This window comes from Streptomyces herbicida (assembly GCF_032656585.1).
In the GTDB taxonomy this organism is placed as follows: domain Bacteria; phylum Actinomycetota; class Actinomycetes; order Streptomycetales; family Streptomycetaceae; genus Streptomyces; species Streptomyces herbicida.
The window spans coordinates 15,425-38,614 of record NZ_JAUYWJ010000008.1; the positions used below are offsets into that span (position 1 = coordinate 15,425).

General features: G+C 70.8%; 24 protein-coding genes. 12 read left to right on the forward strand and 12 right to left on the reverse strand.

Annotated features, from left to right (window positions below; translation table 11 throughout):
* The first annotated feature begins 41 nt into the window (after window positions 1-41).
* The 6 genes from Q8A52_RS17935 (at window position 42) to Q8A52_RS17960 (ending at window position 5,752) form a co-directional block, all read left to right on the forward strand.
* On the forward strand, window positions 42-1,412 hold the full coding sequence (locus Q8A52_RS17935) for an ABC transporter substrate-binding protein (protein WP_316753285.1): 1,371 nt from the start codon (window positions 42-44) through the stop codon (window positions 1,410-1,412).
* The gene (locus Q8A52_RS17940) at window positions 1,409-2,347 is read left to right on the forward strand and encodes a carbohydrate ABC transporter permease (RefSeq protein ID WP_316753287.1); all 939 of its coding nucleotides are present in this window, start codon (window positions 1,409-1,411) and stop codon (window positions 2,345-2,347) included. The genes Q8A52_RS17935 and Q8A52_RS17940 overlap by 4 nt, the downstream gene beginning before the upstream one ends.
* The gene (locus Q8A52_RS17945; protein ID WP_316753289.1) at window positions 2,344-3,180 is read left to right on the forward strand and encodes a carbohydrate ABC transporter permease; all 837 of its coding nucleotides are present in this window, start codon (window positions 2,344-2,346) and stop codon (window positions 3,178-3,180) included. Before Q8A52_RS17940 ends, Q8A52_RS17945 begins: the two co-directional genes overlap by 4 nt.
* A complete protein-coding gene (locus Q8A52_RS17950) occupies window positions 3,177-4,166 on the forward strand; it encodes a zinc-dependent alcohol dehydrogenase family protein (RefSeq protein ID WP_316753291.1) in 990 nt (329 codons plus the stop codon). The genes Q8A52_RS17945 and Q8A52_RS17950 overlap by 4 nt, the downstream gene beginning before the upstream one ends.
* A 101-nt stretch (window positions 4,167-4,267) precedes the next feature.
* Window positions 4,268-4,489, forward strand: a complete 222-nt coding sequence (locus tag Q8A52_RS17955) for a hypothetical protein (RefSeq protein WP_316753293.1) — start codon at window positions 4,268-4,270, stop codon at window positions 4,487-4,489.
* Between the two features lie 72 nt (window positions 4,490-4,561).
* Window positions 4,562-5,752 carry a TerD family protein gene (locus Q8A52_RS17960; protein WP_316753912.1) on the forward strand — a complete coding sequence of 397 codons (1,191 nt, stop codon included), beginning with the start codon at window positions 4,562-4,564 and terminating at the stop codon, window positions 5,750-5,752.
* Between the two features lie 83 nt (window positions 5,753-5,835).
* Here the strand turns inward: Q8A52_RS17960 and Q8A52_RS17965 are convergent, their stop codons facing one another.
* The gene (locus Q8A52_RS17965; protein WP_316753295.1) at window positions 5,836-7,419 is read right to left on the reverse strand and encodes a TROVE domain-containing protein; all 1,584 of its coding nucleotides are present in this window, start codon (window positions 7,417-7,419) and stop codon (window positions 5,836-5,838) included.
* Window positions 7,420-7,916: 497 nt separating this feature from the next.
* Window positions 7,917-9,362, reverse strand: a complete 1,446-nt coding sequence (locus Q8A52_RS17970) for an alkaline phosphatase PhoX (RefSeq protein ID WP_316753296.1) — start codon at window positions 9,360-9,362, stop codon at window positions 7,917-7,919.
* Between the two features lie 311 nt (window positions 9,363-9,673).
* On the opposite strand from Q8A52_RS17970, the gene Q8A52_RS17975 reads away from it, so the two are divergent.
* The 3 genes from Q8A52_RS17975 to Q8A52_RS17985 are packed head-to-tail and all read left to right on the forward strand — an operon-like array spanning window position 9,674 to window position 11,603.
* On the forward strand, window positions 9,674-9,904 hold the full coding sequence (locus Q8A52_RS17975; protein ID WP_316753298.1) for a hypothetical protein: 231 nt from the start codon (window positions 9,674-9,676) through the stop codon (window positions 9,902-9,904).
* A 54-nt stretch (window positions 9,905-9,958) separates the two neighbouring features.
* Entirely contained in the window at window positions 9,959-11,122 is a 1,164-nt protein-coding gene (locus Q8A52_RS17980; RefSeq protein WP_316753300.1) for a chymotrypsin family serine protease, read from the forward strand.
* A 37-nt stretch (window positions 11,123-11,159) separates the two neighbouring features.
* Window positions 11,160-11,603 carry a hypothetical protein gene (locus Q8A52_RS17985; RefSeq protein ID WP_316753302.1) on the forward strand — a complete coding sequence of 148 codons (444 nt, stop codon included), beginning with the start codon at window positions 11,160-11,162 and terminating at the stop codon, window positions 11,601-11,603.
* A 48-nt stretch (window positions 11,604-11,651) separates the two neighbouring features.
* Here Q8A52_RS17985 and Q8A52_RS17990 read toward each other — a convergent pair whose 3' ends face one another.
* Complete coding sequence (locus tag Q8A52_RS17990) at window positions 11,652-13,082, reverse strand: hypothetical protein (protein ID WP_316753304.1); 1,431 nt, start codon at window positions 13,080-13,082, stop codon at window positions 11,652-11,654.
* Window positions 13,083-13,346: 264 nt separating this feature from the next.
* Here Q8A52_RS17990 and Q8A52_RS17995 point away from each other — a divergent pair, with 264 nt between their 5' ends.
* Window positions 13,347-15,173 carry an endonuclease/exonuclease/phosphatase family protein gene (locus Q8A52_RS17995; protein ID WP_316753306.1) on the forward strand — a complete coding sequence of 609 codons (1,827 nt, stop codon included), beginning with the start codon at window positions 13,347-13,349 and terminating at the stop codon, window positions 15,171-15,173.
* An 84-nt stretch (window positions 15,174-15,257) separates the two neighbouring features.
* Here Q8A52_RS17995 and Q8A52_RS18000 read toward each other — a convergent pair whose 3' ends face one another.
* The 6 genes from Q8A52_RS18000 to Q8A52_RS18025 form a co-directional block, all read right to left on the reverse strand.
* On the reverse strand, window positions 15,258-15,995 hold the full coding sequence (locus tag Q8A52_RS18000; protein WP_316753308.1) for an SRPBCC family protein: 738 nt from the start codon (window positions 15,993-15,995) through the stop codon (window positions 15,258-15,260).
* 17 nt (window positions 15,996-16,012) lie between these two features.
* Window positions 16,013-16,621: an ArsR/SmtB family transcription factor gene (locus Q8A52_RS18005; protein WP_316753310.1), complete on the reverse strand. Its 609-nt coding sequence runs from the start codon at window positions 16,619-16,621 to the stop codon at window positions 16,013-16,015.
* A gap of 167 nt (window positions 16,622-16,788) precedes the next feature.
* Window positions 16,789-17,304 carry a DUF3618 domain-containing protein gene (locus Q8A52_RS18010; RefSeq protein WP_316753312.1) on the reverse strand — a complete coding sequence of 172 codons (516 nt, stop codon included), beginning with the start codon at window positions 17,302-17,304 and terminating at the stop codon, window positions 16,789-16,791.
* On the reverse strand, window positions 17,301-17,720 hold the full coding sequence (locus tag Q8A52_RS18015; RefSeq protein WP_316753314.1) for a phage holin family protein: 420 nt from the start codon (window positions 17,718-17,720) through the stop codon (window positions 17,301-17,303). The genes Q8A52_RS18010 and Q8A52_RS18015 overlap by 4 nt, the downstream gene beginning before the upstream one ends.
* Before the next feature lie 54 nt (window positions 17,721-17,774).
* Window positions 17,775-18,476 carry a hypothetical protein gene (locus Q8A52_RS18020; RefSeq protein WP_316753316.1) on the reverse strand — a complete coding sequence of 234 codons (702 nt, stop codon included), beginning with the start codon at window positions 18,474-18,476 and terminating at the stop codon, window positions 17,775-17,777.
* Window positions 18,473-18,607 (reverse strand): hypothetical protein, encoded by a 135-nt coding sequence (locus tag Q8A52_RS18025; RefSeq protein WP_316753318.1) that lies wholly within the window; start codon window positions 18,605-18,607, stop codon window positions 18,473-18,475. Before Q8A52_RS18025 ends, Q8A52_RS18020 begins: the two co-directional genes overlap by 4 nt.
* A gap of 172 nt (window positions 18,608-18,779) precedes the next feature.
* Between Q8A52_RS18025 and dapA the strand changes: the two genes are divergently transcribed.
* Window positions 18,780-19,682 (forward strand): 4-hydroxy-tetrahydrodipicolinate synthase, encoded by a 903-nt coding sequence (gene dapA / locus Q8A52_RS18030; RefSeq protein ID WP_316753319.1) that lies wholly within the window; start codon window positions 18,780-18,782, stop codon window positions 19,680-19,682.
* Here dapA and Q8A52_RS18035 read toward each other — a convergent pair whose 3' ends face one another.
* Complete coding sequence (locus tag Q8A52_RS18035; RefSeq protein ID WP_316753321.1) at window positions 19,683-20,894, reverse strand: WD40 repeat domain-containing protein; 1,212 nt, start codon at window positions 20,892-20,894, stop codon at window positions 19,683-19,685.
* Entirely contained in the window at window positions 20,891-21,448 is a 558-nt protein-coding gene (locus tag Q8A52_RS18040) for a SigE family RNA polymerase sigma factor (RefSeq protein ID WP_316753323.1), read from the reverse strand. Before Q8A52_RS18040 ends, Q8A52_RS18035 begins: the two co-directional genes overlap by 4 nt.
* A 137-nt stretch (window positions 21,449-21,585) precedes the next feature.
* Here Q8A52_RS18040 and Q8A52_RS18045 point away from each other — a divergent pair, with 137 nt between their 5' ends.
* Entirely contained in the window at window positions 21,586-22,089 is a 504-nt protein-coding gene (locus Q8A52_RS18045) for an HAD domain-containing protein (RefSeq protein WP_316753325.1), read from the forward strand.
* A gap of 51 nt (window positions 22,090-22,140) precedes the next feature.
* On the opposite strand, the gene dapD is transcribed toward Q8A52_RS18045, so the two are convergent.
* On the reverse strand, window positions 22,141-23,130 hold the full coding sequence (gene dapD, locus Q8A52_RS18050; protein WP_316753327.1) for a 2,3,4,5-tetrahydropyridine-2,6-dicarboxylate N-succinyltransferase: 990 nt from the start codon (window positions 23,128-23,130) through the stop codon (window positions 22,141-22,143).
* Window positions 23,131-23,190 lie beyond the last annotated feature (60 nt).

Consider the following 23,190-nt stretch of genomic DNA (forward strand, 5'->3'; position numbering starts at 1 on the left):
CGCCGACATCACTTATCCCCCCATATGTCCAGGAGCGATCCATGCGCACCCAGAGCCGACGGAGGCCGCGAGCCGCACTAGCCGTGGCCGCCGCAGGGACGCTGCTCGCCCCGTTGCTCTCCGGCTGCTGGTCCGGGGCGGGCGGGTCCGGTTCCGGCGGCGACTCCATCAACGTCCTGATGGTCAACAACCCGCAGATGACCGAGTTGCAGAAGCTGACGGCAGCGCACTTCACCGCGGAGACCGGCATCAAGGTCAACTTCACCGTCCTGCCCGAGAACGACGTCCGCGACAAGATCAGCCAGGACTTCGCCAACCAGGCCGGCCAGTACGACGTGGCCACCCTCTCCAACTACGAGATACCGATCTACGCCCGCAACGGCTGGCTGCACGAGATGGACCCGTACGTCGCCGAGGACCCCTCCTACGACGAGCAGGACGTCCTCAAGCCGATGCGCCAGTCCCTGACCGGCGACGACGGCAGGCTCTACGGCCAGCCCTTCTACGGCGAGTCGTCCTTCCTGATGTACCGCAAGGACGTCTTCGCGAAGAAGGGCCTGACGATGCCCGCGCACCCGACCTGGACCCAGGTGGCCGACCTGGCCGCGAAGGCCGACGGCGCCGAGCCCGGCATGAAGGGCATCTGTCTGCGCGGACTGCCCGGCTGGGGCGAGCTGATGGCGCCGCTCACCACCGTCGTGAACACCTTCGGCGGCACCTGGTTCGACAAGCGCTGGAAGGCCCACCTGGACTCACCCGAGTTCGAAAAGGCGACGAAGTTCTATGTCGACCTCGTGCGCGAGCACGGAGAGTCGGGCGCCGCCCAGTCCGGTTTCGCCGAGTGCCTCAACAACATGACCCAGGGCAAGGTCGCCATGTGGTACGACGCCACCTCCGCGGCCGGTCTGCTGGAGGCGGCGAAGTCCCCGGTCAAGGGCAGGCTCGGCTACGCCCCCGCCCCCGTCGAGAGGACCGGGTCCTCCGGCTGGCTCTACACCTGGGCCTGGGGCATCCAGAAGGCCTCACGCAACCCCGACAAGGCCTGGAAGTTCGTCTCCTGGGCGTCGAGCAAGCAGTACGAGCAGCTGGTCGGCGACACCAGTGGCTGGTCGAACGTCCCGGCGGGCAAGCGCGCCTCGACGTACACGAACGCCGCCTACCGCAAGGAGGCCGCCGCGTTCCAGGACATGACGAAGGACGCCATCGAGAACGCCCGCCCCACCGACCCCGGCGTGCAGCCCCGCCCCGCGCCCGGCATCCAGTTCGTCGGCATCCCCGAGTTCACCGACCTCGGCACCAGGGTCTCCCAGGAGATCAGCGCGGCCATCGCCGGACGCCAGTCCGTCGACTCGGCCCTGAAGAAGTCCCAGCAGCTCGCCGAGAAGATCTCCAAGGAGTACGAGGGACGATGACCGCGACCACGACAGCACCCCTGGCGACCACACCGGTACGCGCCTCGCGGCAGCCCTCCGCCCGCCTGCGCGCCTGGGCCACCCGGGGCCCGCTCCTGCCCGCCCTCGTCTTCATGATCGTCGTGACCCAGCTCCCGTTCGTGGCCACGCTGGTGATCTCCTTCTTCGACTGGAACGCCCTCTATCCCAAGGCCCGCCACTTCACCGGCCTCGACAACTACCGCGAGGTCCTGACCGACGCCGACCTGCGCCACTCGGTGTGGACGACGGTGCTGCTCACGGCTGCGGTGGTGCTGGCCAGCCTGGTCCTCGGCCTGGCGCTGGCCCTGCTGCTGGACCGGAGGTTCCGCGGCCGGGGTGTCGTCCGCACCCTGCTGATCGCCCCGTTCCTGGTGGTCCCGGTCGCCGCGGCCCTGCTCTGGAAGCACGTCCTCTACAACCCCGAGTACGGCCTGTTCAACGGCCTGCTGCACTACGGCGGCGGCCCCCAGCCGGACTGGATCTCGAACACCCCGCTGCTCGCGGTCGAGGCCTCCCTGGTGTGGCAGTGGACGCCCTTCATGATGCTGATCCTGCTGGCCGGCCTGCAGAGCCGGGACCAGCAGCAGATCGAGGCCGCCCGGGTGGACGGCGCGAACGACTGGCAGATCTTCCGCCACCTCACGCTCCCGCACCTGCGCCGCTACCTCGAACTCGGCGCCCTGCTGGGGTCGATCTACATCGTCCAGAACTTCGACGCCGTCTTCACGATCACCTCCGGCGGCCTCGGCACCGCCAACCTGCCCTACACGGTCTACCAGAGCTTCTACCAGGCCCATGAGAACGGCCTCGCCTCGGCCGCGGGCGTCCTGGTGGTCATCGGCTCGATCGTCATCGCGACCTTCGCCCTGCGGGTGGTGTCGTCGCTGTTCCGCGAGGAGGTGTCCCGCGCATGACCACAACCACCGTGCGCCGCAAGGGCCTCGGCCTGGGTCTGGTGGCCTGGCTGGCGGGGATCGTGTTCTTCCTGCCGATCGCCTGGATGGCCCTCACGTCCTTCCACTCCGAGCAGGACGCGGCGACCAACCCGCCGTCCTTCACTTCCGCCCTCACCCTCGACGGCTACCGCGAGTTCTTCGGCACGGGCGGCGGGGCGAGCCCCTGGCCCGCGCTGATCAACTCGACCGTGGCCTCGGTGGTCTCGACGGTGTGCGTGCTGCTGCTGGCGCTCCCGGCCGCGTACGCCCTGTCGATCCGCCCGGTCAGGAAGTGGACTGACGTCCTGTTCTTCTTCCTGTCGACGAAGATGCTGCCCGCGGTGGCCGGCCTGCTGCCGATCTATCTGTTCGCGAAGAACGCCGGGATGCTGGACAACATCTGGCTGCTGGTCGTCCTCTACACCTCCATGAACCTGCCGATCGCGGTGTGGATGATGCAGTCGTTCCTCGCCGAGGTGCCGGTCGCCGTGATCGAGGCGGCCCGGGTGGACGGAGCACGGCTGCCGACGGTCCTGGCTCGGGTGGTGGCCCCCATCGCCCTCCCCGGGATCGCGGCCACGGCCCTGATCTGCTTCATCTTCAGCTGGAACGAGCTGCTCTTCGCCCGCGTTCTCACCGGCGTCGTCGCGGAGACCGCCCCCGTCTTCCTGACCGGCTTCATCACCAGTCAGGGCCTGTTCCTGGCCAAGGTGTGCGCCGCGTCGCTCGTCATCTCCCTGCCGGTGCTCGCCGCGGGGTTCGCCGCCCAGGACAAACTGGTCCAGGGCCTGTCACTGGGAGCCGTGAAATGAAGGCCGCCGTCATCGAGTCCGTGGGCCGTGCCGTCGTCACCGAGGTCCCCGACCCGACGCCGGGCCCGCGCGAGGTCGTGGTGGAGGTGGCCGCCTGCGGCCTGTGCGGCACGGACCTGCACATCCTCCAAGGGGAGTTCGCGCCGAAGCTGCCGATCGTCCCAGGGCACGAGTTCGCGGGCGAGGTGGTCGGGGTCGGCGCCCAGGTCACCGAGGTCGCGGTCGGCGACCGGGTGGCGGTGGACCCGTCGCTGTACTGCCACGAGTGCCGTTACTGCCGTACCGGCCACAACAACCTCTGCGAGCGCTGGGCGGCGATCGGCGTGACGACGGCCGGCGGAGCCGCACAGTTCGCGGTGGCGCCGGTGGCCAACTGTGTGAAGCTCCCCGAACACGTCCGCACCCAGGACGCGGCCCTGGTGGAGCCGCTGTCCTGCGCGGTGCGCGGCTACGACGTCCTGCGCTCGCGGCTGGGCGCGCACGTGCTGATCTACGGCTCCGGGACCATGGGCCTGATGATGCTGGAGCTCGCCAAGCGCACCGGCGCGGCCAGCGTGGACATGGTGGACCTCAACCCGGCCCGGCTGGAGACGGCCCGCCTGCTCGGCGTATCGACGTCCGCCGCGAACGCGGACGAGCTGGAGCGGCCGCAGGGCTGGGACGTCGTGGTCGACGCGACGGGGAACGCGGCGGCGATCCAGGACGGGCTGGACCGGGTGGCCAAGGCGGGTACGTTCCTGCAGTTCGGGGTGGCCGACTACGCGACCCGGGTGACCATCGACCCGTACCGCATCTACAACCAGGAGATCACCATCACCGGTTCCATGGCGGTCCTGCACAGCTTCGAGCGGGCGGCGGAACTGTTCGCGAACGGCGTGCTGGACCCGGAGGTGTTCATCAGCGACCGCATCCCGCTGGAGCGCTACCCACAGGCCCTGGAGCAGTTCGCGGCGGGGGTGGGCCGCAAGATCGTGGTGGTGCCGTGACCGGTGGTGCAAGGGGCGGAGCCCCTGGGACGGGACGGGCAGGGGCGGCGAGGGCGAAAACCGCTGGGCCCGCCCACCACCGGCCCTCTACCATCCCCGACATGCCACGCCCCCAGGGATTCCGGTACGAAGCACACGCGAGCGGCACCGTCAGCATCACCCACCACAACCGCCCCGCAGCCACCCTGAACGGCGCACGCGCCGCGCAGTTCCTCGCCGAGGTGGACGCCGGGGACCCGCAGCTCGTGATGGCCCGCTGGACCGGCAACTACCGGCGAGGCAATGAGCGCACCGCCCGCAACCACCCCCGCAACGCCCGCTGAACGGCTCGTCCGAATGGTCGCCGGGTAAGGGAACGGTAAAGCGGTCCCGCTCGTTCACCCGGCATGACAGCTATGACCCCCGGCTCGAACATCCCCCTGTCCGCCGCCCGCGTGACGGTGGACGTCGCCGCACCGGTGCGGCTCGACGTATCGGGCCTGCTGCTCACCGCCGACGGCAAGGTGCGCTCCGACGACGACTTCATCTTCTACAACCAGCCGAGCGGGCCGGGCGTGACGTACCGCTCGGGCGGCGGGACGGCCCCCGACGCCATCACTGTCGACACCACCGCCGTGCCCCCGGGCATCGAGAAGATCGTGGTCACCGCGAGCCCGGACGCCGCGGGCCAGACCTTCCAGGGCATCGAACCGACGGCCACGATCCGCAACGCCGACGACAACAGCGTCCTGGCCACGTTCACGCCCCCGCAGCTCGGCACCGAGACGGCGCTGGTGGTCGTGGAGATCTACCTCCGCAACGGCGCCTGGAAGGCCCGCGCGGTCGGCCAGGGCTACGCCAACGGACTCGCGGGCATCGCGACCGACTTCGGTGTGACCGTGGAGGAACCGGCACCGGTCCCGGTCGCGCCGCCGCAGCCGGTGGCCCCGCCGCCCGCGGCACAGCCGTCGATGACGCCCCCGCCGCCCGCCGCGCCCCCGGCCCCGCCCGCCCCCGCGCCCGGTACCGGGAAGATCAACCTCGACAAGGGCCGGGTCAGCCTCCAGAAGAACCAGACCGTCTCCCTGGTCAAGGGCGGCAGCCCGCTGCTCTCCCAGGTGAAGATGGGCCTCGGCTGGGAGCCGGCGTTCCGCGGCAAGAACATCGACCTGGACGCCTCGGTCATCGCGTACGGCCCGCAGCGCAACCACATCGACAGCTGCTACTTCGGCAAGCTGACCATCCTGAACGGCGCGGTCAAGCACTCCGGCGACAACCTCACGGGCGAGGGCGGGGGCGACGACGAGGTGATCATGGTCGACCTCGGCAGGCTCCCGCAGGAGGTCACCGGCCTGGTCTTCACCGTCAACTCCTTCTCCGGCCAGAAGTTCACGGAGGTCGCCAAGGCCTACTGCCGTCTGCTGGACGCCACCACCGGCGAGGAGCTGGTCCGCTTCGACCTCACCAGCGCCGAGCCGCAGACCGGCGTCGTGATGGCCAAGCTGATCCGGCAGTTCTCCGGCGAGTGGGACATGACCGCTTTGGGTGACTTCGTGAAGGCGCGTACGGTCCGGAACATGGTGCAGCCGGCGGCGCAGGCGCTGTAGCCGGCCGTACGACGTCTGCGGGCGCCCCCGGCTCCAGGGGGCGCCCCGCCTTCAGCGCGCCATACTGACGAAATCCAGGCCGCTCAAACAAGCCATGGCCAACGCCCATCGCGGCCACTCTCGATCAGTGAAACGATGCGGAAGGCAGCATCCGAAAGGCCGGCAAATACATGCCGGTTCCCCTTGCCCGACGGGCCGTGGCCCGCCCGGTAGCCGGCCAGGTTCCAGGTGTAGACCGGGACGTCGGCCGGGACCTGCTGGGTCGGGTCGCCGTGCACGTTGTACGCGTACTGCTCGTCGGTGACGATCAGCACCCGGTCGTGCTTCCGGTAGTGCCGGAGTACCGCCTCGGTGGTGTCGGTGCCGCCCAGGTCGCCGAAGCGCTCCAGGATCTTCAGCACCGACTCGCCCTTGCGGAACTTGACCGGGTTGCTGCTGCTCCCGAACTCGACGAGGTCCGCGTCCGCCGCCCGCACCGCGAGCGCCGTACCGAAGATCGCCGCCGCGTCGGCCCGGTTGAGCTCCGAGCGGTCCGACAGCCGGGAGTAGAACATCGAGCCGGAGCGGTCGACGAGCACCAGCGTCCGCCCGGGCAGCGCGGGCACGTTGGCCAGCGAGTGACCGAGCGCCTGCTCCAGCGGGTACGACCAGCGCAGCGACGGGGCGTGCTGGTACGCGGCCAGGTAGCGGAAGGGGAACTGCCGCGAGCGCGCCACCTCCGCCGGGTCGCTGATCTTCGCCGCGACCCGGGCGGCCACCTCGTCCGAGACTTCCGCCTCGTCGAAGTTCCGCAGGTTGCGGACCAGCGCCATCGCACCCATGGACGGAATCACGGCCTCCCAGGCCGCCTTGTCCATCGGGCCCTGCAGCCAGCCGGCCAGCGCCTCCCAGGTGATCCCGGCCGCCGCGAGCCGCTCGGCGCCGTCGGGCGCCGTGACGAGCGCCCGGCGCTGCTCCACCGGTACCGCCATCAGCTCGCGGTGCGCGGTGAGCACGCGGTTCGAGGCGGGCGGCACAGCGGTGTCCGGGTTGTGCCGGCGGTCCAGCGCGTACTGGAACAGCTCGCCCTGCCACGGCTTGTCCGGGTCCGGCGCCGCGTGCACCAGGTTGAGGATGTCGCCGAAGCGGTAGCCCTTGGACGCGGTGTCGTACTTCAGCAGCGACTTGCCGTGGTACATCCGTCGTACGGCATCGGCGACGCCGCGCTTGACCGGCTTGGGGATGGTGCGGCCGTAGGTCGCGGTCCAGTACGCGAGCAGCTCGCCGGGCTCGTCCGGGCGCTGCAGCACGGAGGCGACGACCTGCCGGTTGGACGGGCCGTCGGTCGCGCCTGCCTCCAGACGCGCCTTGACGTACTCGGCGGCGCCGACGACCGCGGCCGTACGGAGGTTGCCCTCGCCGCGCAGCCAGCCGAGCAGACCGGCCGTCCACGACGGGTCCGCGACGGCGAGCCGGGCCACGAGCGCGGCGAACCGGTCGTCGCGGTCGGCGCCACTCTCGTAGAAGGTCTGCTGCGAGACGAAATTGGCGACGGCCAGCAGAAAAAGCTCCGAGCGCGCGTCCCGCTCGTGACCGCGGCCGCCCTGGTAGGTACGGAGCACCCGCCCCGTGGACGTCACCCGCGAAGTCGGCTGCGCCTTGGCCGCCTTGGTGTTGAATCGCGCCATGCTGAATTCCCCCGAATTCATTTTCCGTTTCGGAGGGAGGCGCAGCAAAAGGAGGGTGCCCGAGATCAGGGGTCGGCGACGGACTTAGCCAGGTGCTCTACCGATTGCGCTACACCGACCCGAAGTCGATGACGGGACTCGAACCCGCAACCGCCCGATCCAATGAAGTAACCGTTGCCTGCGCACCGGGCACCCACCATGAGCTGCGCCTCCCGAGATCAAATAGGCTGCGGCTCCGGATTCTCTTTGCAAAAGAAGTAGCCGCTGCCTGCGCACCGGGAGGTGCATGAAGTTGTGGTGTCCAGAGTTCAGATCGGCGGAACCGACGTTTGGCGCTCTAACCTCTGAGCTACACCGGTATGTGGCACCGGCGGCGGGATTCGAACCCGCGGCCTCCCCATGAGGAGTGGAAGTAAGTCCTGCCTTCGCACCTGGACGTTCATCACTCTAGGAGGGGGGCCGCGGGACGAGCCAGCGAATTAATTCCCGTCAGAAGTTCAGCCGCGTCGCTGGCGCTTCCAGGGGCCCGTGATGGCCAGCATGATGCCCGGCTCCTGGATGTTGGCGAACAGGGTCTTGCCGTCGGGTGAGAACGTGACGCCGGTGAATTCGCTGTACTCGGGCTTCTCCGGGGTGCCGATGTTCAGGTCGTTGCGGGCGATCGGGTAGGTGCGGCCGCTGTCCGTGGCACCGAACAGGTGCTGGACGCCCTCGCCGTCCTCGGCGATGACGAGGCCGCCGTACGGGGAGACGGTGATGTTGTCAGGGCCGTCGAAGGCGCCGTCCTTGGACGGGTCGGGGTTGACGCCGAGGAGCACCTTCAGGGTCAGGGTGCGGCGCTTGGGGTCGTAGAACCAGACCTGGCCGTCGTGCTGGACGGGGCTCTCCGCACGGGCGAACGAGGAGACGATGTAGGCGCCGCCGTCGCCCCACCACATGCCCTCCAGCTTGCGGGCGCGGGTGACCTGGCCGGCGGTGAACTGCTTGCGCACGGAGGTCGTCTTCGCGTCGCGGTCGGGGACGTCCACCCAGTCCACGCCGTACACGGTGCCGATCTTCGTGGCCCGGGAGAGGTCGTCGACGAACTGGCCGCCGGAGTCGAAGCACTTGAACGCCTGCAGGACGCCGGCGTCATCGGCGAGGGTGCGCAGCTCGCCGCGGCCGTGGCAGAAGTCCTCCGGCGGGGTCCAGCGGTACAGGAGGCCGTTCGGGCTCGCCGCGTCCTCGGTCAGGAGCAGGTGGCCGCGCTTGGGGTCGACCACGACCGCCTCGTGGGCGTAACGGCCGAGCGACTTGATGGGCTTGGGGTCCCGGTTGGCCCGGCGGTCCTCGGGGTCGACCTCGAAGACATAGCCGTGGTCCTTGGTCATGCCGTTCTGGCCGGCCTTGTCCTCGGTCTCCTCGCAGGTGAGCCAGGTGCCCCAAGGAGTGTTGCCGCCCGCGCAGTTGGTGGACGTGCCGGCGATGCCGACCCACTCGGCGACCTTGTCGTGCCGCACCTCGACGACCGTGCAGCCACCGGCGGCGGCCGGGTCGTAGACGAGGCCCTCGGTCAGCGGCACCGGGTACTTCCAGGCGGCGCGCGCGCCCCTCAGCTCGTGGTTGTTGACGAGAAGGGTCGCGCCGCGCGGGCCGTCGAAGGTGGAGGTGCCGTCGTGGTTGGACGGGGTGAACTCGCCCGACTCCAGCTTGGTCCTGCCGCTGTAGGTGATGATCTTGTACTTGAACCCGGCGGGGAGCGCGAGGATGCCGTCCGGGTCGGGGAGCAGCGGCCCGTATCCGACCCCGCCGTGCGCGGCGGCCGACTCCTCGTCGACGCTCTCGGTGTCCGTGGACGCGAGGGCGTTCGGCGCGGTGGCGAGGGCGCCGACGCTGCCCGCCAGGGCGACCCCGGCGCCGGTGATCGCGGATTTTCTGGCGAAGTCCCTGCGGGTGAGCGACATGGTGTCTCCTGTGACGGTGGGAGTGCCGTGGAGGGTGGCGGTCCTCGGTCGGCGAAAACGGTCCCGCCCATCTCTGAACGGGAGTTGAACACCGGGCGACCGCAACGGGCCCGCTTCCATGAATCCGTATGCACCTTCCCATGGGACCCAAAAGTCACTCCACCCAGCGGAATTGGTCGGATGATTCTTCGTAAAGAAGGTCAACAGGTGCGGATCATCACTCATCCCATGATTTACGGCAGAGCGCCTTGACTGCCGGTGTGCCGGGCAATAGACACCAACTACCAAGCACCCGGGGGAGGCGAGCCGAAGTGGACGCACGTCGCGCGCGCAGCCTCCATGAGGGCCGGCTGATGGGCCTGCCCAATGTGACGGGGGTCGGGACCGGGAAGGACGAGCACTCGGGTCGGGACGTCATCGTCGTCTTCGTGACCCGCAAGGTGCCCCGGGACCGGCTCAGGGACGAGGACGTGGTTCCGGACGAACTCGACGGCGTACCCGTGCGTGTGCTCGCCATCGGCGAGGTCTCCGCGCAGGAGTGACGTCCGCGATCGGCCCCGGGACCGCGCACACACCGGGGAAGAGGTGGTCTGGCCGTGACGAGCCGGCCCGAACTGATGCGAGGACCAACCGGCGGACAGCTCAGTGACAGCTCACGCCGCCAGGCGTTGTCGGACTTCCTGCGGCGCGAGCAGCCGCCGGCGAACGTGGTCGGCTTCGGCCACGGCGTGAAGTGGAGCGGCGGCGAACCGACCGGCGAGGAAGCCGTGCTGGTGTTCGTGACGCAGAAGCTGCCGGAGTCGATGCTGCCGGAACGGGACGTGATCCCGTACCGGATGGACGACGGGACGCCCACCGACGTGGTCGCGGTCGGCCATGTCTCCGCGCAGCCGCAGCGGCGGCTGACGGGCCTCGGGCCCGACGCGCGCAGCGAGGTGGGGTACGGCCCGGACGGCCGGGCCGGCGAAGAGCTCGCGCGGCTGTCCCTGCCGCTCCTGGAGGAGCCGCCCGGACCGGCGGTGTTCGAGCCGCAGATCCTCAGGCGCCGTATGCGGCCGTGCCCTTCGGGCTTCTCGGTCGGCAACGTCCGGGTGACCGCGGGCACGCTCGGCAGCGTGGTGTACGACTTCCTGCCGGGCGCGACGGTCGACCCGCCGGGACCCGGTCTGGGCGTTCCGGCGAAGTTCTACATCCTGTCCAACAACCATGTGCTGGCCGACTCCAACCGGGCGCAGCAGGGCAGCCCGATCGTGCAGCCGGGGGTGTTCGACGGGGGTACGGACCCGGCGGACCGGATCGCGACGCTCGACCGGTACATCGCCATCGCCTTCGCCCCGCAGATCCCGCTGGACCGGCACAACAACGTGGTGGACTGCGCACTGGGCGTGGTGGACTTCCAGGACGCCACGCGGGAGCAGTACTTCAGCGGGGCGCCGCGTGCCTGGCGGCGCAAGGCCAATGTCGCGGTGGGCGACCTGGTGAAGAAGACCGGCCGCACCACCAACATCAGCTTCGGCCGGATCATCGCGGTCGACGCGACGGTCGACGTCAACTACGGCACGGCGGGCACGGCCCGCTTCAAGGACCAGATCCTGACCACGAACATCTCGGCGGGCGGCGACTCGGGCTCCCTGGTCACCTCGCTCGACGACGTGGCCGTGGGCCTGCTGTTCGCCGGTTCGTCGGTGGTGACGATCGCCAACCACATCGAGAACGTCCGCGCGCTGCTGCGCGTCGAGGTCGCCGAGCAGCTGGCCTGACGGTCACTCACACTCCGACGAGGGGAGGCACGTTCCCATGACCACACAGGCACGCCAGCGGCGGGGCGCCGAGGCCGAGCACCGCTTCCACAACGCGCAGGGCGCGGAGGTCAAGACGCGCGACGAGGCGTTCGCGGCCCGGCAGGAGGTGTCGACGGAGGCCCTGTCCACGTCCGCGAGGCTGGAGCTGCACAACGGGGCCGTCACCTTCGCGATGGAGGTGACGTACGACCCCAACAGCCATCCGTACGTCGTCCTCGGCGGCCGGATCACCTCCGGGATCTGCGGCGCCCCGTGGGACATCACGGGCGGCTTCATCGGTGACACGATCCGCCTGGACGCCAAGCGCGCGGGCCAGGGCAGCTGCGCCGACACGATCACGATCGTGGGCGAGTACCAGAACCCGCCGGCCTACCGGGGCACATACGGCTTCAACGGGTCGACGTCGTCCTTCCGGCACACGACGGTGTACCACTGCTGAGGCCTTCGACCGCGACCCACGCCGGGCGGGCGTGGGTCGCGCCCGTGCTCAGTACCCGTGCTGGGAACGGGCCTTGAAAGCGGCCTTGCGTGCTTCCTTCGCGACCTTCTTGTCCGGGTGCAGCCGCCCCATCGCCTCCAGCACGTCCGCCGTCGCCGGGTGCTCCACGCGCCAGGCCGTCGCGAAGAAGCCGCTGTGCTGCTGGGCCAGGCCCTCCACCAGGGCCCGCAGCTCCTCGGAGTTGCCCTCGGCCTGGAGCTGGGCGGCCACGGTGTCGATGGTCAGCCAGAAGACCAGCTCCTGCGACGGCGCGGGCACGTCGGAGGCGCCCCGCTCGCTCAGCCACACCCGGGCCAGGCCACCGAGCTCGGCGTCGTCGAGCACCTCCCGCAGTGCGGGTTCGGCCTCCGCGCCGACCAGCGACAGCGCCTGCTGGCAGCGCAGCCTGCGCAGCGGCGCACCGGCGTCACCGCCCCGGGCGGCGGCGAGCAACTCCCTTGCCGCGGCGAGGGGTTCGCGGCGGACCAGCCACTGCTCGGTCTCGGCCAGGGCCGCGCCCGACGGGAACAGGGAGGTCCCGTCGAGCAGGACGTCGGCTCCCTTGTCGGCGAGTTCACCGACCGCGGGCGCCTCGAAACCGGCCTCCAGCAGCCGTGCCCGCAGCCCGTACACACCGAGCGGGGTGAGCCGGACCATGCCGTAGCGGGCGACGTCGGTCTCGTCGACGGGCGCCACCCCCGGCTCCTCGTCGGCGTCGGCCATCAGCGCCTCGTCGACCGGCTGGTACTCCACGAGTCCGGCCGGCTCCAGCATCCGGAACTGGTCGTCGAGACGCATCATCGCGTCGGAGACCTGCTCCAGGACGTCGTTGGTGGGCTCGCCCATGCCGCTGGGCACGATCATCGAGGCGGCGAGGGCGGGCAGCGGCACCGGGGCCTCGCCGTGACCGTCCTCCCGGACGGTCAGCAGATAGAGGTTTGCGAGGACGCCGTCGAGGAAGTCCGCCTCGGCCTCCGGGTCCCAGCCGAGTGACGCGAAATCGACCTCGCCGCCCTCGTCCAGCGCGTCGACAATACCGTCCAGATCGGGCACGGTCGCGTCGGCGACGACGGTCTCCAGGGCCGTGAGCCACACCGCGAGCACATCGTGCGGCGAGCCGCCGGTGAGCAGCGTCAGCTCCTCCCCCGCCGCCACGGCGCCGGCCTCCTCGTCGACCATCTCGACCAGCCCGGTGTCCACGGCGACCCGCCAGGCCTCACTGGCGTGGGCCGCGGCGTCGTCCCCGGTCAGCCCCAGTGCCTCGGCCGCGGCCGGCAGCTGTTCGTCGACCAGGCCGCCCCCGGCGTCCACCCGGGTCTCCGGCCCCGCCCAGCGGGCGAGCCGGGCCGCCCGGGAGAGCAGGGGCGTGGACAGCGCGGCGCGCGCCAGCTCCGCTTCGGGGTGCAGCCGCACCGGCGGCAGGGGGGAGCTGTCTGACATCGGCTGGTTCTCCTCGGGTGAAAGGACTCAGCCGCTCAGCCTAGACGGATTTCCACCCATGCCGCCCGGTTCATCTCCCCTTCGGTCGCCGTACATGGCCGAAACCTTGACAACTCCCTTGATCAGGCAGGAGATTGACGCGCGTAGAAGTCGGGGGACAACTGTTCACTGTATTTCTACGCGTGTCACACTGCCGCCGCGTGTCATGCGCACTCCAATGTCCAGCCTCGTCCCGGCGCTCACGTTCATCCCCGGAGGGATCCCTTGCCGAGCAGGTCTTCCGCGCGTCTCGCCGCGCTCACCGTCGCCGCGGTCTGTTCCGCGGCGTCCACCGTCGCCCTCACGTCGCCCGCACACGCGGACGCGGTGCGCATCCATGACATCCAGGGCAGCACCCGAATATCGCCGTACGCCGGCCAGAAGGTGACCGACGTGCCGGGCATCGTCACGGCCACGCGCACCTACGGCTCCTCCAAGGGCTTCTGGATCCAGGACCCCACCCCGGACGACAACCCGGCCACGAGCGAGGGTGTGTTCGTCTTCACCAGCTCCACGCCGAAGGTCACCGTCGGTGACTCCGTCACGGTCACCGGCACGGTCTCCGAGTACGTCCCCGGCGGCGCCTCGTCCGGCAACCAGTCGCTCACCGAGATCACCAAGCCGGCGATCACCACCGTCTCCGCCGGCAACGCGGTCCCGGCCGCCACGGTGATCGACGCCAAGTCGGTCCCGGCGGAGTACACCCCCGCCGGTGACACCGCGGCGAGCGGCTCGATCAACGCCCTGACCCTGGACCCGTCGAAGTACGCCCTGGACTACTACGAGTCCCTGGAGGGCACGAACGTCCAGGTCGCCGACACTCGTGTGGTCACCGCGACCGACCCGTACAGCGAGCTGTGGGTCACGGTGAAGCCGCGCGAGCACCGCACCCACCGGGGCGGCACGATCTACGGCTCCTACGAGTCCCAGAACACCGGCCGCCTCCAGATCCAGTCCCTGGGCCCGACCGCCGACTTCCCGAAGGCGAACGTCGGCGACACCCTGGAAGGCGCCACCACGGGCCCGCTGGACTTCAACCAGTTCGGCGGCTACACCCTGGTCGCGAGCAAGCTCGGCACGCTGGAGAGCGGCGGCCTGGAGCGGGAGACGACCCGCAAGCAGTCGCGCGGCGAGCTGGCGGTGGCGACGTACAACGTCGAGAACCTCGACCCGTCGGACACCACCTTCGACAAGCACGCGGCCGCGATCGTGAACAACCTGCAGTCGCCCGACATCGTGTCCCTGGAGGAGATCCAGGACAACAACGGCGCCAAGGACGACGGCACGGTCGACGCCGGCGAGACCGTCAACAAGCTGATCGACGCGATCGTCGCGGCGGGCGGCCCGAAGTACGACTGGCGCTCCATCGACCCGGTCAACGACCAGGACGGCGGCGAGCCCGGCGGCAACATCCGCCAGGTGCTCCTGTTCAACCCGGAGCGGGTGTCCTTCGTGGACCGCGCGGGCGGCGACTCCACCACCGCGGTCGGCGTCACCAAGGTGCACGGCAAGGCCCAGCTGACGGTCTCCCCGGGCCGGATCGACCCGGACAACGCGGCCTGGAAGAGCAGCCGCAAGCCGCTGGCCGGCGAGTTCGTCTTCCGCGGCAAGACCGTCTTCGTGATCGCCAACCACCTCAACTCCAAGGGCGGCGACCAGGGTCTGACCTCGCAGTACCAGCCGCCGGTGCGCAGCTCGGAGATCCAGCGCCACGCACAGGCGACCGAGGTGAACACGTTCGTCAAGGACATCCTGTCCGCGCAGAAGAACGCGAACGTCATCGCGCTCGGCGACATGAACGACTTCGATTTCTCCGAGACCGCGCAGATCCTCGAGGGTGACGGCGAGCTGTGGTCGGCGATCAAGTCGCTGCCGAAGAGCGAGCGTTACACCTACGACTACCAGGGCAACCAGCAGGTCCTGGACCAGATCCTGGTGAGCCCCTCGATCCGGCGCGGCTGCGACTTCGACTACGACTCCGTGCACATCAACTCGGAGTTCAACGACCAGATCTCCGACCACGACCCGCAGGTGCTGCGGTTCCGCCCGTAATCAGGTGTCGTCAGACTCCCGTCGTCCGCCCGTAGGGCGTGCCAGGCGCCGCCAGGCAGACGGGAGTTTGGTGACAGAGCCCGCTCAGGACTGGCCGAACACGCCGTTCAGCCAGTCCTGCCAGGCGGTCTCGTTCGCCCGGGCGTCGGCGTCCGGCGCGAAGTCGTGGACGCTGATGCCGAGCGGCGCGCCCCAGTGGCCGCGTCCGAAGAAGCGGATGAGGGCGCTGTCGGTGCGCAGCCCGATGAAGTACGGGTTGCGGTAGTCGAGCACGGCGTCCAGGGTCCGTCCGCCGGGCCCCTGGGCGTCGACCTTCGTGCCCGCGGCCGTGTCGTCCGCCAGGCCGAGCGCGCGGCCGACGGCCGCGAGCGCCCGCGGGGTCTGGGAGGCCGCAGGCCCCTGCAGCTGGACGAAGGTGACCGGGCGGGGCGCGAAGTGCGTGAGGTACTCGCACAGGGTGTGCAGATAGAAGTTGGTGTGCTTGCTCGCGCCGTCGTACTGGTTGTTCCAGTCGTCGGTGAAGATCCCGCTGTGGACGTAGCGCACCCAGGCGCGCCGGCCCTCTTCGCGGGGCTCGATCGTGTAGTCGAGCTGGTTGAGGGACTGGGTCGGGAAGCCGACGTCCTCGCTGCGGTTGGTGTAGCGGTGGGGCGGGTCCCAGGCGGTGACGGTGGACCCGAAGGGTCCGCTGCCGCCCACCCGCGGCTCGGGCGGGTCCATCGGCCACAGATAGCCACCGGTTCCGGTGGTGACCGCCTCCCACACCTTCTCGGGCGGGGCGTCGACCTCAAACTCGCGGACGATCTCGAATTCCTTGGACATGGTGGGGCTCCTGCGGACTACTGGTCCAGTTCGGGGGTGGGCCGGTCCTTGACCGTGGGATGGACGGCGACGACGATCCGGTGGTCCCGGCCGCCCTCCGCGTCGGGGGCGTCGTACTTGCGGATCAGGGCGCTCACGCCCGCCGTCAGTTCCTGGACGAAGGCCGCGCGGTCGGCGGCCGAGGCGAAGCGGACCTCGCCGTCCAGCGCGTAGGTCGCCAGCCCCTTGCGTGCCTTCGTCGCGCCGGTGATCAGCGCGCCGACGTCCCGCACCAGGCGGGCGCCGAGCGCAAGCAGCCAGCGCGCGGAGAGCTGGTCGCGGAAGCGGTCCGGGTCCGGCTGCACCGGGGCGAGCGCGAGCGGCGAGATGACGTACGACGCGGCGGTCGCGCGCATCAGCCGCTCGGTGACATTGCCCTTGCGCCGCTCCCCGGCCAGCTCGACCAGGCCGTGCCGCTCCAGTGCCTTCAGGTGGTAGTTCACCTTCTGCCGCGGCAGTCCGACCTTGCCGGCCAGCATGGTGGCCGACGCGGGCTCGGCGGCCAGTTCGGCGAGCAGTCTGGCCCTGATGGGGTCCAGGGAGACGGCTGCGGCCTCGGGGTCCTCGATCACGGTCACGTCCAGCATGCGTCCACCGTCTCACCGAAAACTTTTCTTGTCCAGGTGAGTGGACTTTTCGGTGAGACGGTGGAGCGGGAGCCGGGCTGTGCCGTGCTGTCACGTGCTGTGCTGTTGTGCGGGGGCGGACGGGGACGAGTCGGCTCAGCGGCCAGTCCGGTCAGCGGCCAGTCCGGTCACCGGCGACCGCCACGGCCGTGGTGGCCGTGGCTCCTGTGCCGCAGGGCGCCCACCGCGACGGCCGCCGCGCCTGCCGCCGCCCCGACGAGCAGCACCGACCGCGGATGCCGCAGTCCGAATCCGACGGCGGCGCGTACCGGGCGCGGGCCGCTCTGCTCGACGGTGTGCCCGGCGTGGGCGGCCCTGTCCTGGACGCTGTGGCCCGCCCGGCCGGCCTTGTCCTGAACGGCGTGACCGGCCTGGGCCGCCTTGTCGTGAACGGCATGACCGGCCTGCGTCGCCTTGTCGTGAACGGCATGACCGGCCTGCGCGGCGCTGCTGCGCAGCTGCACGGTCATGGCGCCCGCCTTGTCCTTGAGGTCGGCGGCCCGGGCCCGGGCGCGGCCCTTCAGATCCGCCTTGTCCGCCAGCTCCTCGACGGTGTCGCCGAGTTGGCTCCTGGTCTGTTCGATCTGTGCCCGCAGTTCCTCGGGGCCCTTCGCGCCCGCCCCCTGCGGAGTCCTGTCCGTCATCGGTGCACCCTTTCCCTGATCTCCTCGACGTCTGCCCTGACGCTGCCGAGGCTCTCCTGTGGCGTGGGCGGGGCGGCACGGCGCAGCTGGGCACGTCCGGTCACGGCCAGCACCGCGGCGATCACGAAGAGCACCGCCGTGACGACGAGCGCGGCGGCCCACACGGGCAGCGTCAGTGAGAGGCCGGCGGTGGCCGACCCGGCCAGGACGAGCAGACCGGCATAGGCAACGGCACCGGCGGCACCCAGCAGCCCGCCACCGCGCCCCGCGCGTCGCCCCTTCTCGGCCAACTCCGCCTTGGCGAGGGCGACTTCCTGTCGGACGAGCCGTGAGGCCTGCTCGGTGGCCCGGCCGACGAGGTCGCCCACCGAGGCCTGCCCGTCTGCGACGGGCCGGACATCATCGGTCCCGGTCACGGTCTTCCGCCTCCTCTCGGTTCCGGACCATCCGGGTACCCCGAGCGGCGGCCGTTAGCCCTTGTCCCCGCCGGCCTCTCCCCCGGCGCCACGCTCCCCGAGCCGGGCCAGCTGGGTCTGGAACCAGTCCAGACGGGCCTGCAACAGGGCCGCCTCGGCGGCGAGTTCGGGGACACCGAGACCCTCGGGTCCGGCGAGGCCGGCGAGGGAGAGGACGCCGTCGCGGTCCGCCACCACCCGCAGCCCGCTCCCGGCCAGCAGGGCGAAGGCGGTGAGCGAGGCGGACGTACGGCCGCGCACGCAGGCCGCGCAGGCGGCGGTCAGGGCGCGCCAGCCGGGCCTGCCCCAGCCCGCGTCGGCCAGCGCCACCGCGGGCGCACCGCACGCACAGGGGCCGACGGTGGCCGTGCGCACCCGCTGCCGGGCGTAGCGGAAGCCGCGCTCGAAGCGGATGTAGGCGCCGAGGACGGAGACCTCGAGCAGGACGGCCGCCCGGTGCTCGGTGGTGCACAGCAGCGCCTCGGCGGCCGTGCGGTCGTGCACGCAGTGGAAGCCGCAGTCGCACAGCCGCGCGGGCGGGCGGTGCCGTCGGCCATAGACGCAGGACGCGTCGTCCAGCACTCCGTACGGCAGCGCGCCGCCCAGCGACACACCGGTGAACCCGGCCCGGGTGCCGTCCTGCGACAGCACCGGGTGGGCGATCTTGTATCCGGTCGGCGGCTCCGTCGGACGTTCCGTGGGGAGCCGCAGTCTCATCGGGCGGCCGGGACCTCTTCCGGCGCGGACGCCGTCGGTTCGGCGATCTCCTCGGGGAGTTCGAGTTCTTCCTCGTGGACGAGCGGCCGTTCCTCCGCCACTCCGGTGGCCAGTGCCTTGCCGAGCTTCATGGCGCCTCCCATGACCTGGGGTCGGTGACCGTCCGGCCCATAGTGACCCATGGGCGGCCGAGTTGGACATAGGGCCGGAGGTCGGCACGGGAACATCAGTTCAGTGCCGCTTATCAATATCTCTTAGGAAAATTAAGTAGAGCTTCACGATTGTCATGCCGAGACTACTCCCATGACGAACCCGGGCAAGACCAGCGCTCCTTTCGGCCGCACCCTCTGCGCGATGATCACTCCCTTCACCGGGTCGGGCGCGCTCGACCTCGACGGTGCCGGGAGACTTGCCGGCCGACTGGTGGCGGAGGGCTGCGACGGGCTGGTGCTCAACGGGACGACGGGCGAGTCACCGACCACGACGGACGCGGAGAAGGCGGAGCTGGTCCGGGCCGTCCGGGCGGCCGTCGGCGGGCACGCCTCGATCGTCTCGGGTGTCGGCACCTCCGACACCCGGCACACCGTCGAGCTGAGCCTCGCGGCCGAAAAGGCGGGCGCCGACGGGGTGCTGGTGGTGACGCCGTACTACAGCAGGCCGCCGCAGGACGCCGTGGAGGCGCACTTCCGAGAGGTCGCCGACGCGAGCGGCCTGCCCGTGATGCTGTACGACATCCCGGGCCGCACCGGCACCCGTATCGAGCCGGAGACGATGATCCGGCTGGCGGAGCACCCCCGGATCGTGGCGGTCAAGGACTGCTCCTACGACCTCCTCGGCACCCAGAAGGTGCTGGCGCGCACGGAGTTGGCGTACTACGCGGGATGCGACGAGCACATCCTGGCCCTGTACGCGGTGGGCGCGGCAGGCTGCGTCAGCACGGTCGCGAACGTCGTGCCGCGCCGCGTCGCGGAGATCCTGGACGCGTTCGAGGCGGGCGACACGGCCCGGGCCGCCCGGCTCCAGCAGCGGGCCACCCCGCTGATCGAGGCGATGATGGCCGCCGGCCTGCCGGGCACGGTCACCGCCAAGGCGCTGCTGAACGCGCTCGGCCTGCCCGCGGGCCCGATGCGCGCACCGCTGCGGCTCGCCGGCCGGGAGGCGGCCGACGGGCTGCGGGCGGTGTACGAGGAGCTCGTGGCTGCGTGATCAGCGCTCGGCGAAGACCGGCTCCCAGGTCTGGCGCAGGAGGGAGTCGTTCATCTCGCTGACGCCGCTGAGTGGTACGACCTTGTCGCTGCCGATGGTGACCAGCACGAGCCGGGGCCGGTACGGCTCCTCGAGGCTCGTGACCCGCTCCCAGGCGATGAGCCGCTTGTCGTCGGCCCAGGCGAGCAGATGGCCTCCGCGGACCTTGGTGATCTCCTTGCCCGTACGGGGATCACGGATCGAGGAGTACGACTTGCCGGGGGCGACCTCCTTCGTCAGACCGAGAGCGGCGAGCCGGCCGTTCGGGGACAGCCGCGCGCCCACGTCCCACCGCAGGTACTTCTCGTTCGCAGGGGCGGCGACCTCCTTCCCGGCGAGGTCGTAGAACTGCTCCGAACCGTCGTGGTCTCCCACGATCCGCGCGTACACCAGGGCACCGTCGCGGCTGAAGGCGAAGTCCTCCCGGGCGTTGACGTTGCGCTTCGCCGGAACGCCGCTCCAGGAACCCCTGCCGGAGGCCACGTCGATGACGGAGAAGCCGGTGCGGACCTTCGCCCCGAACCGCGGCACCCAGGTCCCGCCGGAACCGCTCCTCTCGTACAGGTCGGGGTTCTCCGTGTACGTCGTGGCGACCAGCCTGCTGCCGTCGTGCGAGAACGCCAGCCCACCGACACCGTGGTCCACCGGGATCCACCGCTCGACCTCCCCCGTCGCGAGGTCGAGCAGGCCGATCCGGGGGGCCGGCAGGTGGCGCTCCAGCACGGCGGCGGTCCGCAGGCCCGGGGCGACGGCGACGAACTGCCACCGGGTGTCCTTCTCGTACCGGCCCGTCTTCGGGTTCAGCAGCCAGTACGTGTGCGCGCCGATGCCACGGCCGTCGCTCTGCGGGACGACCTGCGTCGTGGAGTACGCGGCCAGCACCGCGTTCCCGGCCGCGATCATGTCGCGCGGCGGCGACTGGTCCGGGTGGGCGGACACCCCGTCCTGACCGAGCACCCTCGCGGGCCGGGCGTCGCCCTTGCCGGAGTCCAGCAGCGGCACCCCGACCGCCACGGCGACGACCGCGGCGGTGGCCACGACGACGGACACGAACCGGCGGGCACGGCGGCGACGCCGTACGGCCAGGACCCGGTCGGCGAAACCGTGCCCGAGCGGCTGCTGTCCGGCCGCCTGCTCCCGCAGTGCGTCACGCACCAGTTCCTCGACGTTCACGACCGCACCTCCACGGGTGAGTAGTCACGGGACGGGAGCTCCCGGCCGCCGTCCGGGCCGAGCCCGTCCAGCTCGGGCGCGAGGGCGCGCAGCCTGGCCAGGGAGCGATGGGTGGTGGACCGTACGGTGCCCACGGAGCAGCCCAGCATTCGGGCCACGTCGGCCTCCGGCAGGTCCTCGAAGTAGCGCAGCACCAGCACGGTGCGCTGGCGGGCGGTGAGCCGGGACAGCGCGGCGCGCAGCACGAGGCGCAGTTCGGCGGCGTTCGAGCCGTCCGGGGCGTGGCCGGACTCCGGCGGCTCGGCGACGGTGACCTCCCGCCGCCGCCACTTCAACCGCCAGCGGCTGATCTGCTGGCGGTACAGGACCTGCCGTACATAGGCCTCGGGTTCGTCGATCCGCTGCCAGCGGCCCGCCGCCTTGACCAGCGCGTTCTGCAGCAGGTCCTCGGCGGCGTGCCGGTCTCCGCCGGTCAGCAGCACCGCCGTCTTCAGCAGTGCCGACGAACGGCCGGCCACGAACTCCCGGAAACTCTCCTGTGCCTGCGCATCCATCGTCACCTTCACATCCCGGGCGGACCCTGCGCCCGGCCCCTGTACCCCTTGTGACGCGCGCGGAGTTCCGCCGCTATGCCTGCCGCATCCGAAGAAATTCCGTGAGCTCTCCGACCGGGGTGCCGTACGTTGTCCCCGTGAGCCGCCCCCTGCTCTTCCTCGACGTCGACGGCCCCCTCAACCCGTACGCGGCGCAGCCCGAGCGGCGGCCCGAGGGCTATACGACGATCAGGGTGGCCGTGGACCCCGGCCGCACACTGCGGGTCTGGCTCAACCCCGGCCACGGCCCGGCGCTGCTGCGTCTCGGCTACGACCTGTGCTGGGCGACCACGTGGATGGACGCCGCCAACCGCTATGTCGCCCCGGTCGTCGGCCTGCCCGAGCTGCCGTACGTCGACTTCGGCAGCGGGCTGTTCGCCTGGCGGCCCGACGACGTGCACTGGAAGACAGAGGCGATCGTGGCGTATGCGCAGGGCCGCCCCTTCGCCTGGGTGGACGACGAACAGAGCCCGGCCGACACGACGTACGTGAACACGCACCACCCGGGCCCCGCACTGCTCCACCACGTCAACCCGCGCATCGGCCTGCGCGAGGACGACTTCAGAGCACTGGCGGAGTTCGCGGCGGACTTCCCCGCATGAGCCGTGCGCCCTCCCGCCGACGACGGAAGGGCGCTCAGCGGGACGCTCGGCTCAGTTGTGGCTGTGCAGGATCTCGTTCAGGCCGCCCCACACCGCGTTGTTCGGGCGGGCCTCGACCGCGCCGGTGACCGAGTTGCGGCGGAAGAGGATGTTGGAGGCGCCGCTGAGGTCGCGGGCCTTGACGATCTGGCCGTCGGGCATGGTGATGCGGGTGCCCGCGGTGACGTACAGGCCGGCCTCGACCACGCACTCGTCGCCGAGCGCGATGCCCACGCCCGCCTCGGCGCCGACCAGGCAGCGCTCGCCGATGGAGATGATCACGTTGCCGCCGCCGGACAGCGTGCCCATCGTGGAGGCGCCGCCGCCGATGTCCGAGCCGTCGCCGACCACGACGCCCGCGGAGATACGGCCCTCGACCATGGAGGTGCCGAGCGTGCCGGCGTTGAAGTTCACGAAGCCCTCGTGCATGACCGTGGTGCCCTCGGCCAGGTGGGCGCCCAGCCGGACCCGGTCGGCGTCGGCGATGCGGACGCCCTTCGGGGCGACGTAGTCCGTCATGCGCGGGAACTTGTCGATCGAGGTGACCTGGAGGTGCAGGCCCTCGGCGCGGGCGTTCAGGCGCACCGTCTCGATGTCGTCCACCGCGACCGGGCCCAGCGAGGTCCAGGCGACGTTGGCGAGGAAGCCGAACATGCCGTCCAGGCTCTGGCCATGCGGCTTGACCAGGCGGTGGGACAGGAGGTGGAGGCGCAGGTAGACGTCGTGCGCGTCGATCGGCTTCGCGTCGAGGGAGGAGATGACCGTGCGGACCGCGACCACCTCGACGTTGCGGCGGGCGTCGGGGCCGATCGCCTGCGCGGCCCCCTCGCCGAGCAGCTCCACGGCCTTCTCGGCGGACAGCGACTCGGTGCCGGACGGACCGGGCTCGTCGACGAGCCCGGGGGCGGGGAACCAGGTGTCGAGGACGGTGCCGTCGGCGGCGATCGTGGCAAGGCCGGCGGCCACGGCGCCGGTGGTACGGGGAGCGTTCGTGTCGGTCATGAGGGAAAACTAACGCGAGGGGGGTCGTACGGGCGAACCGGTGAGCAGGGCGTCTCATGT

Bases quoted from the DNA above. Each gene is read 5' to 3' on its own strand.
- Q8A52_RS17985 (WP_316753302.1), top strand. From the start codon at position 11,160: ATGACCACACAGGCACGCCAGCGGCGGGGCGCCGAGGCCGAGCACCGC.
- Q8A52_RS17950 (WP_316753291.1), top strand. From the start codon at position 3,177: ATGAAGGCCGCCGTCATCGAGTCCGTGGGCCGTGCCGTCGTCACCGAG.
- Q8A52_RS18020 (WP_316753316.1), bottom strand. From the start codon at position 18,476: ATGAGACTGCGGCTCCCCACGGAACGTCCGACGGAGCCGCCGACCGGA.
- Q8A52_RS17955 (WP_316753293.1), top strand. From the start codon at position 4,268: ATGCCACGCCCCCAGGGATTCCGGTACGAAGCACACGCGAGCGGCACC.
- Q8A52_RS18005 (WP_316753310.1), bottom strand. From the start codon at position 16,621: ATGCTGGACGTGACCGTGATCGAGGACCCCGAGGCCGCAGCCGTCTCC.
- Q8A52_RS17940 (WP_316753287.1), top strand. From the start codon at position 1,409: ATGACCGCGACCACGACAGCACCCCTGGCGACCACACCGGTACGCGCC.
- Q8A52_RS18025 (WP_316753318.1), bottom strand. From the start codon at position 18,607: ATGAAGCTCGGCAAGGCACTGGCCACCGGAGTGGCGGAGGAACGGCCG.
- Q8A52_RS17945 (WP_316753289.1), top strand. From the start codon at position 2,344: ATGACCACAACCACCGTGCGCCGCAAGGGCCTCGGCCTGGGTCTGGTG.
- Q8A52_RS17990 (WP_316753304.1), bottom strand. From the start codon at position 13,082: ATGTCAGACAGCTCCCCCCTGCCGCCGGTGCGGCTGCACCCCGAAGCG.
- Q8A52_RS18010 (WP_316753312.1), bottom strand. From the start codon at position 17,304: ATGACGGACAGGACTCCGCAGGGGGCGGGCGCGAAGGGCCCCGAGGAA.
- Q8A52_RS18040 (WP_316753323.1), bottom strand. From the start codon at position 21,448: ATGGATGCGCAGGCACAGGAGAGTTTCCGGGAGTTCGTGGCCGGCCGT.
- Q8A52_RS17965 (WP_316753295.1), bottom strand. From the start codon at position 7,419: ATGGCGCGATTCAACACCAAGGCGGCCAAGGCGCAGCCGACTTCGCGG.
- Q8A52_RS18000 (WP_316753308.1), bottom strand. From the start codon at position 15,995: ATGTCCAAGGAATTCGAGATCGTCCGCGAGTTTGAGGTCGACGCCCCG.
- Q8A52_RS17935 (WP_316753285.1), top strand. From the start codon at position 42: ATGCGCACCCAGAGCCGACGGAGGCCGCGAGCCGCACTAGCCGTGGCC.
- dapA (WP_316753319.1), top strand. From the start codon at position 18,780: ATGACGAACCCGGGCAAGACCAGCGCTCCTTTCGGCCGCACCCTCTGC.
- Q8A52_RS17970 (WP_316753296.1), bottom strand. From the start codon at position 9,362: ATGTCGCTCACCCGCAGGGACTTCGCCAGAAAATCCGCGATCACCGGC.
- Q8A52_RS17960 (WP_316753912.1), top strand. From the start codon at position 4,562: ATGACCCCCGGCTCGAACATCCCCCTGTCCGCCGCCCGCGTGACGGTG.
- dapD (WP_316753327.1), bottom strand. From the start codon at position 23,130: ATGACCGACACGAACGCTCCCCGTACCACCGGCGCCGTGGCCGCCGGC.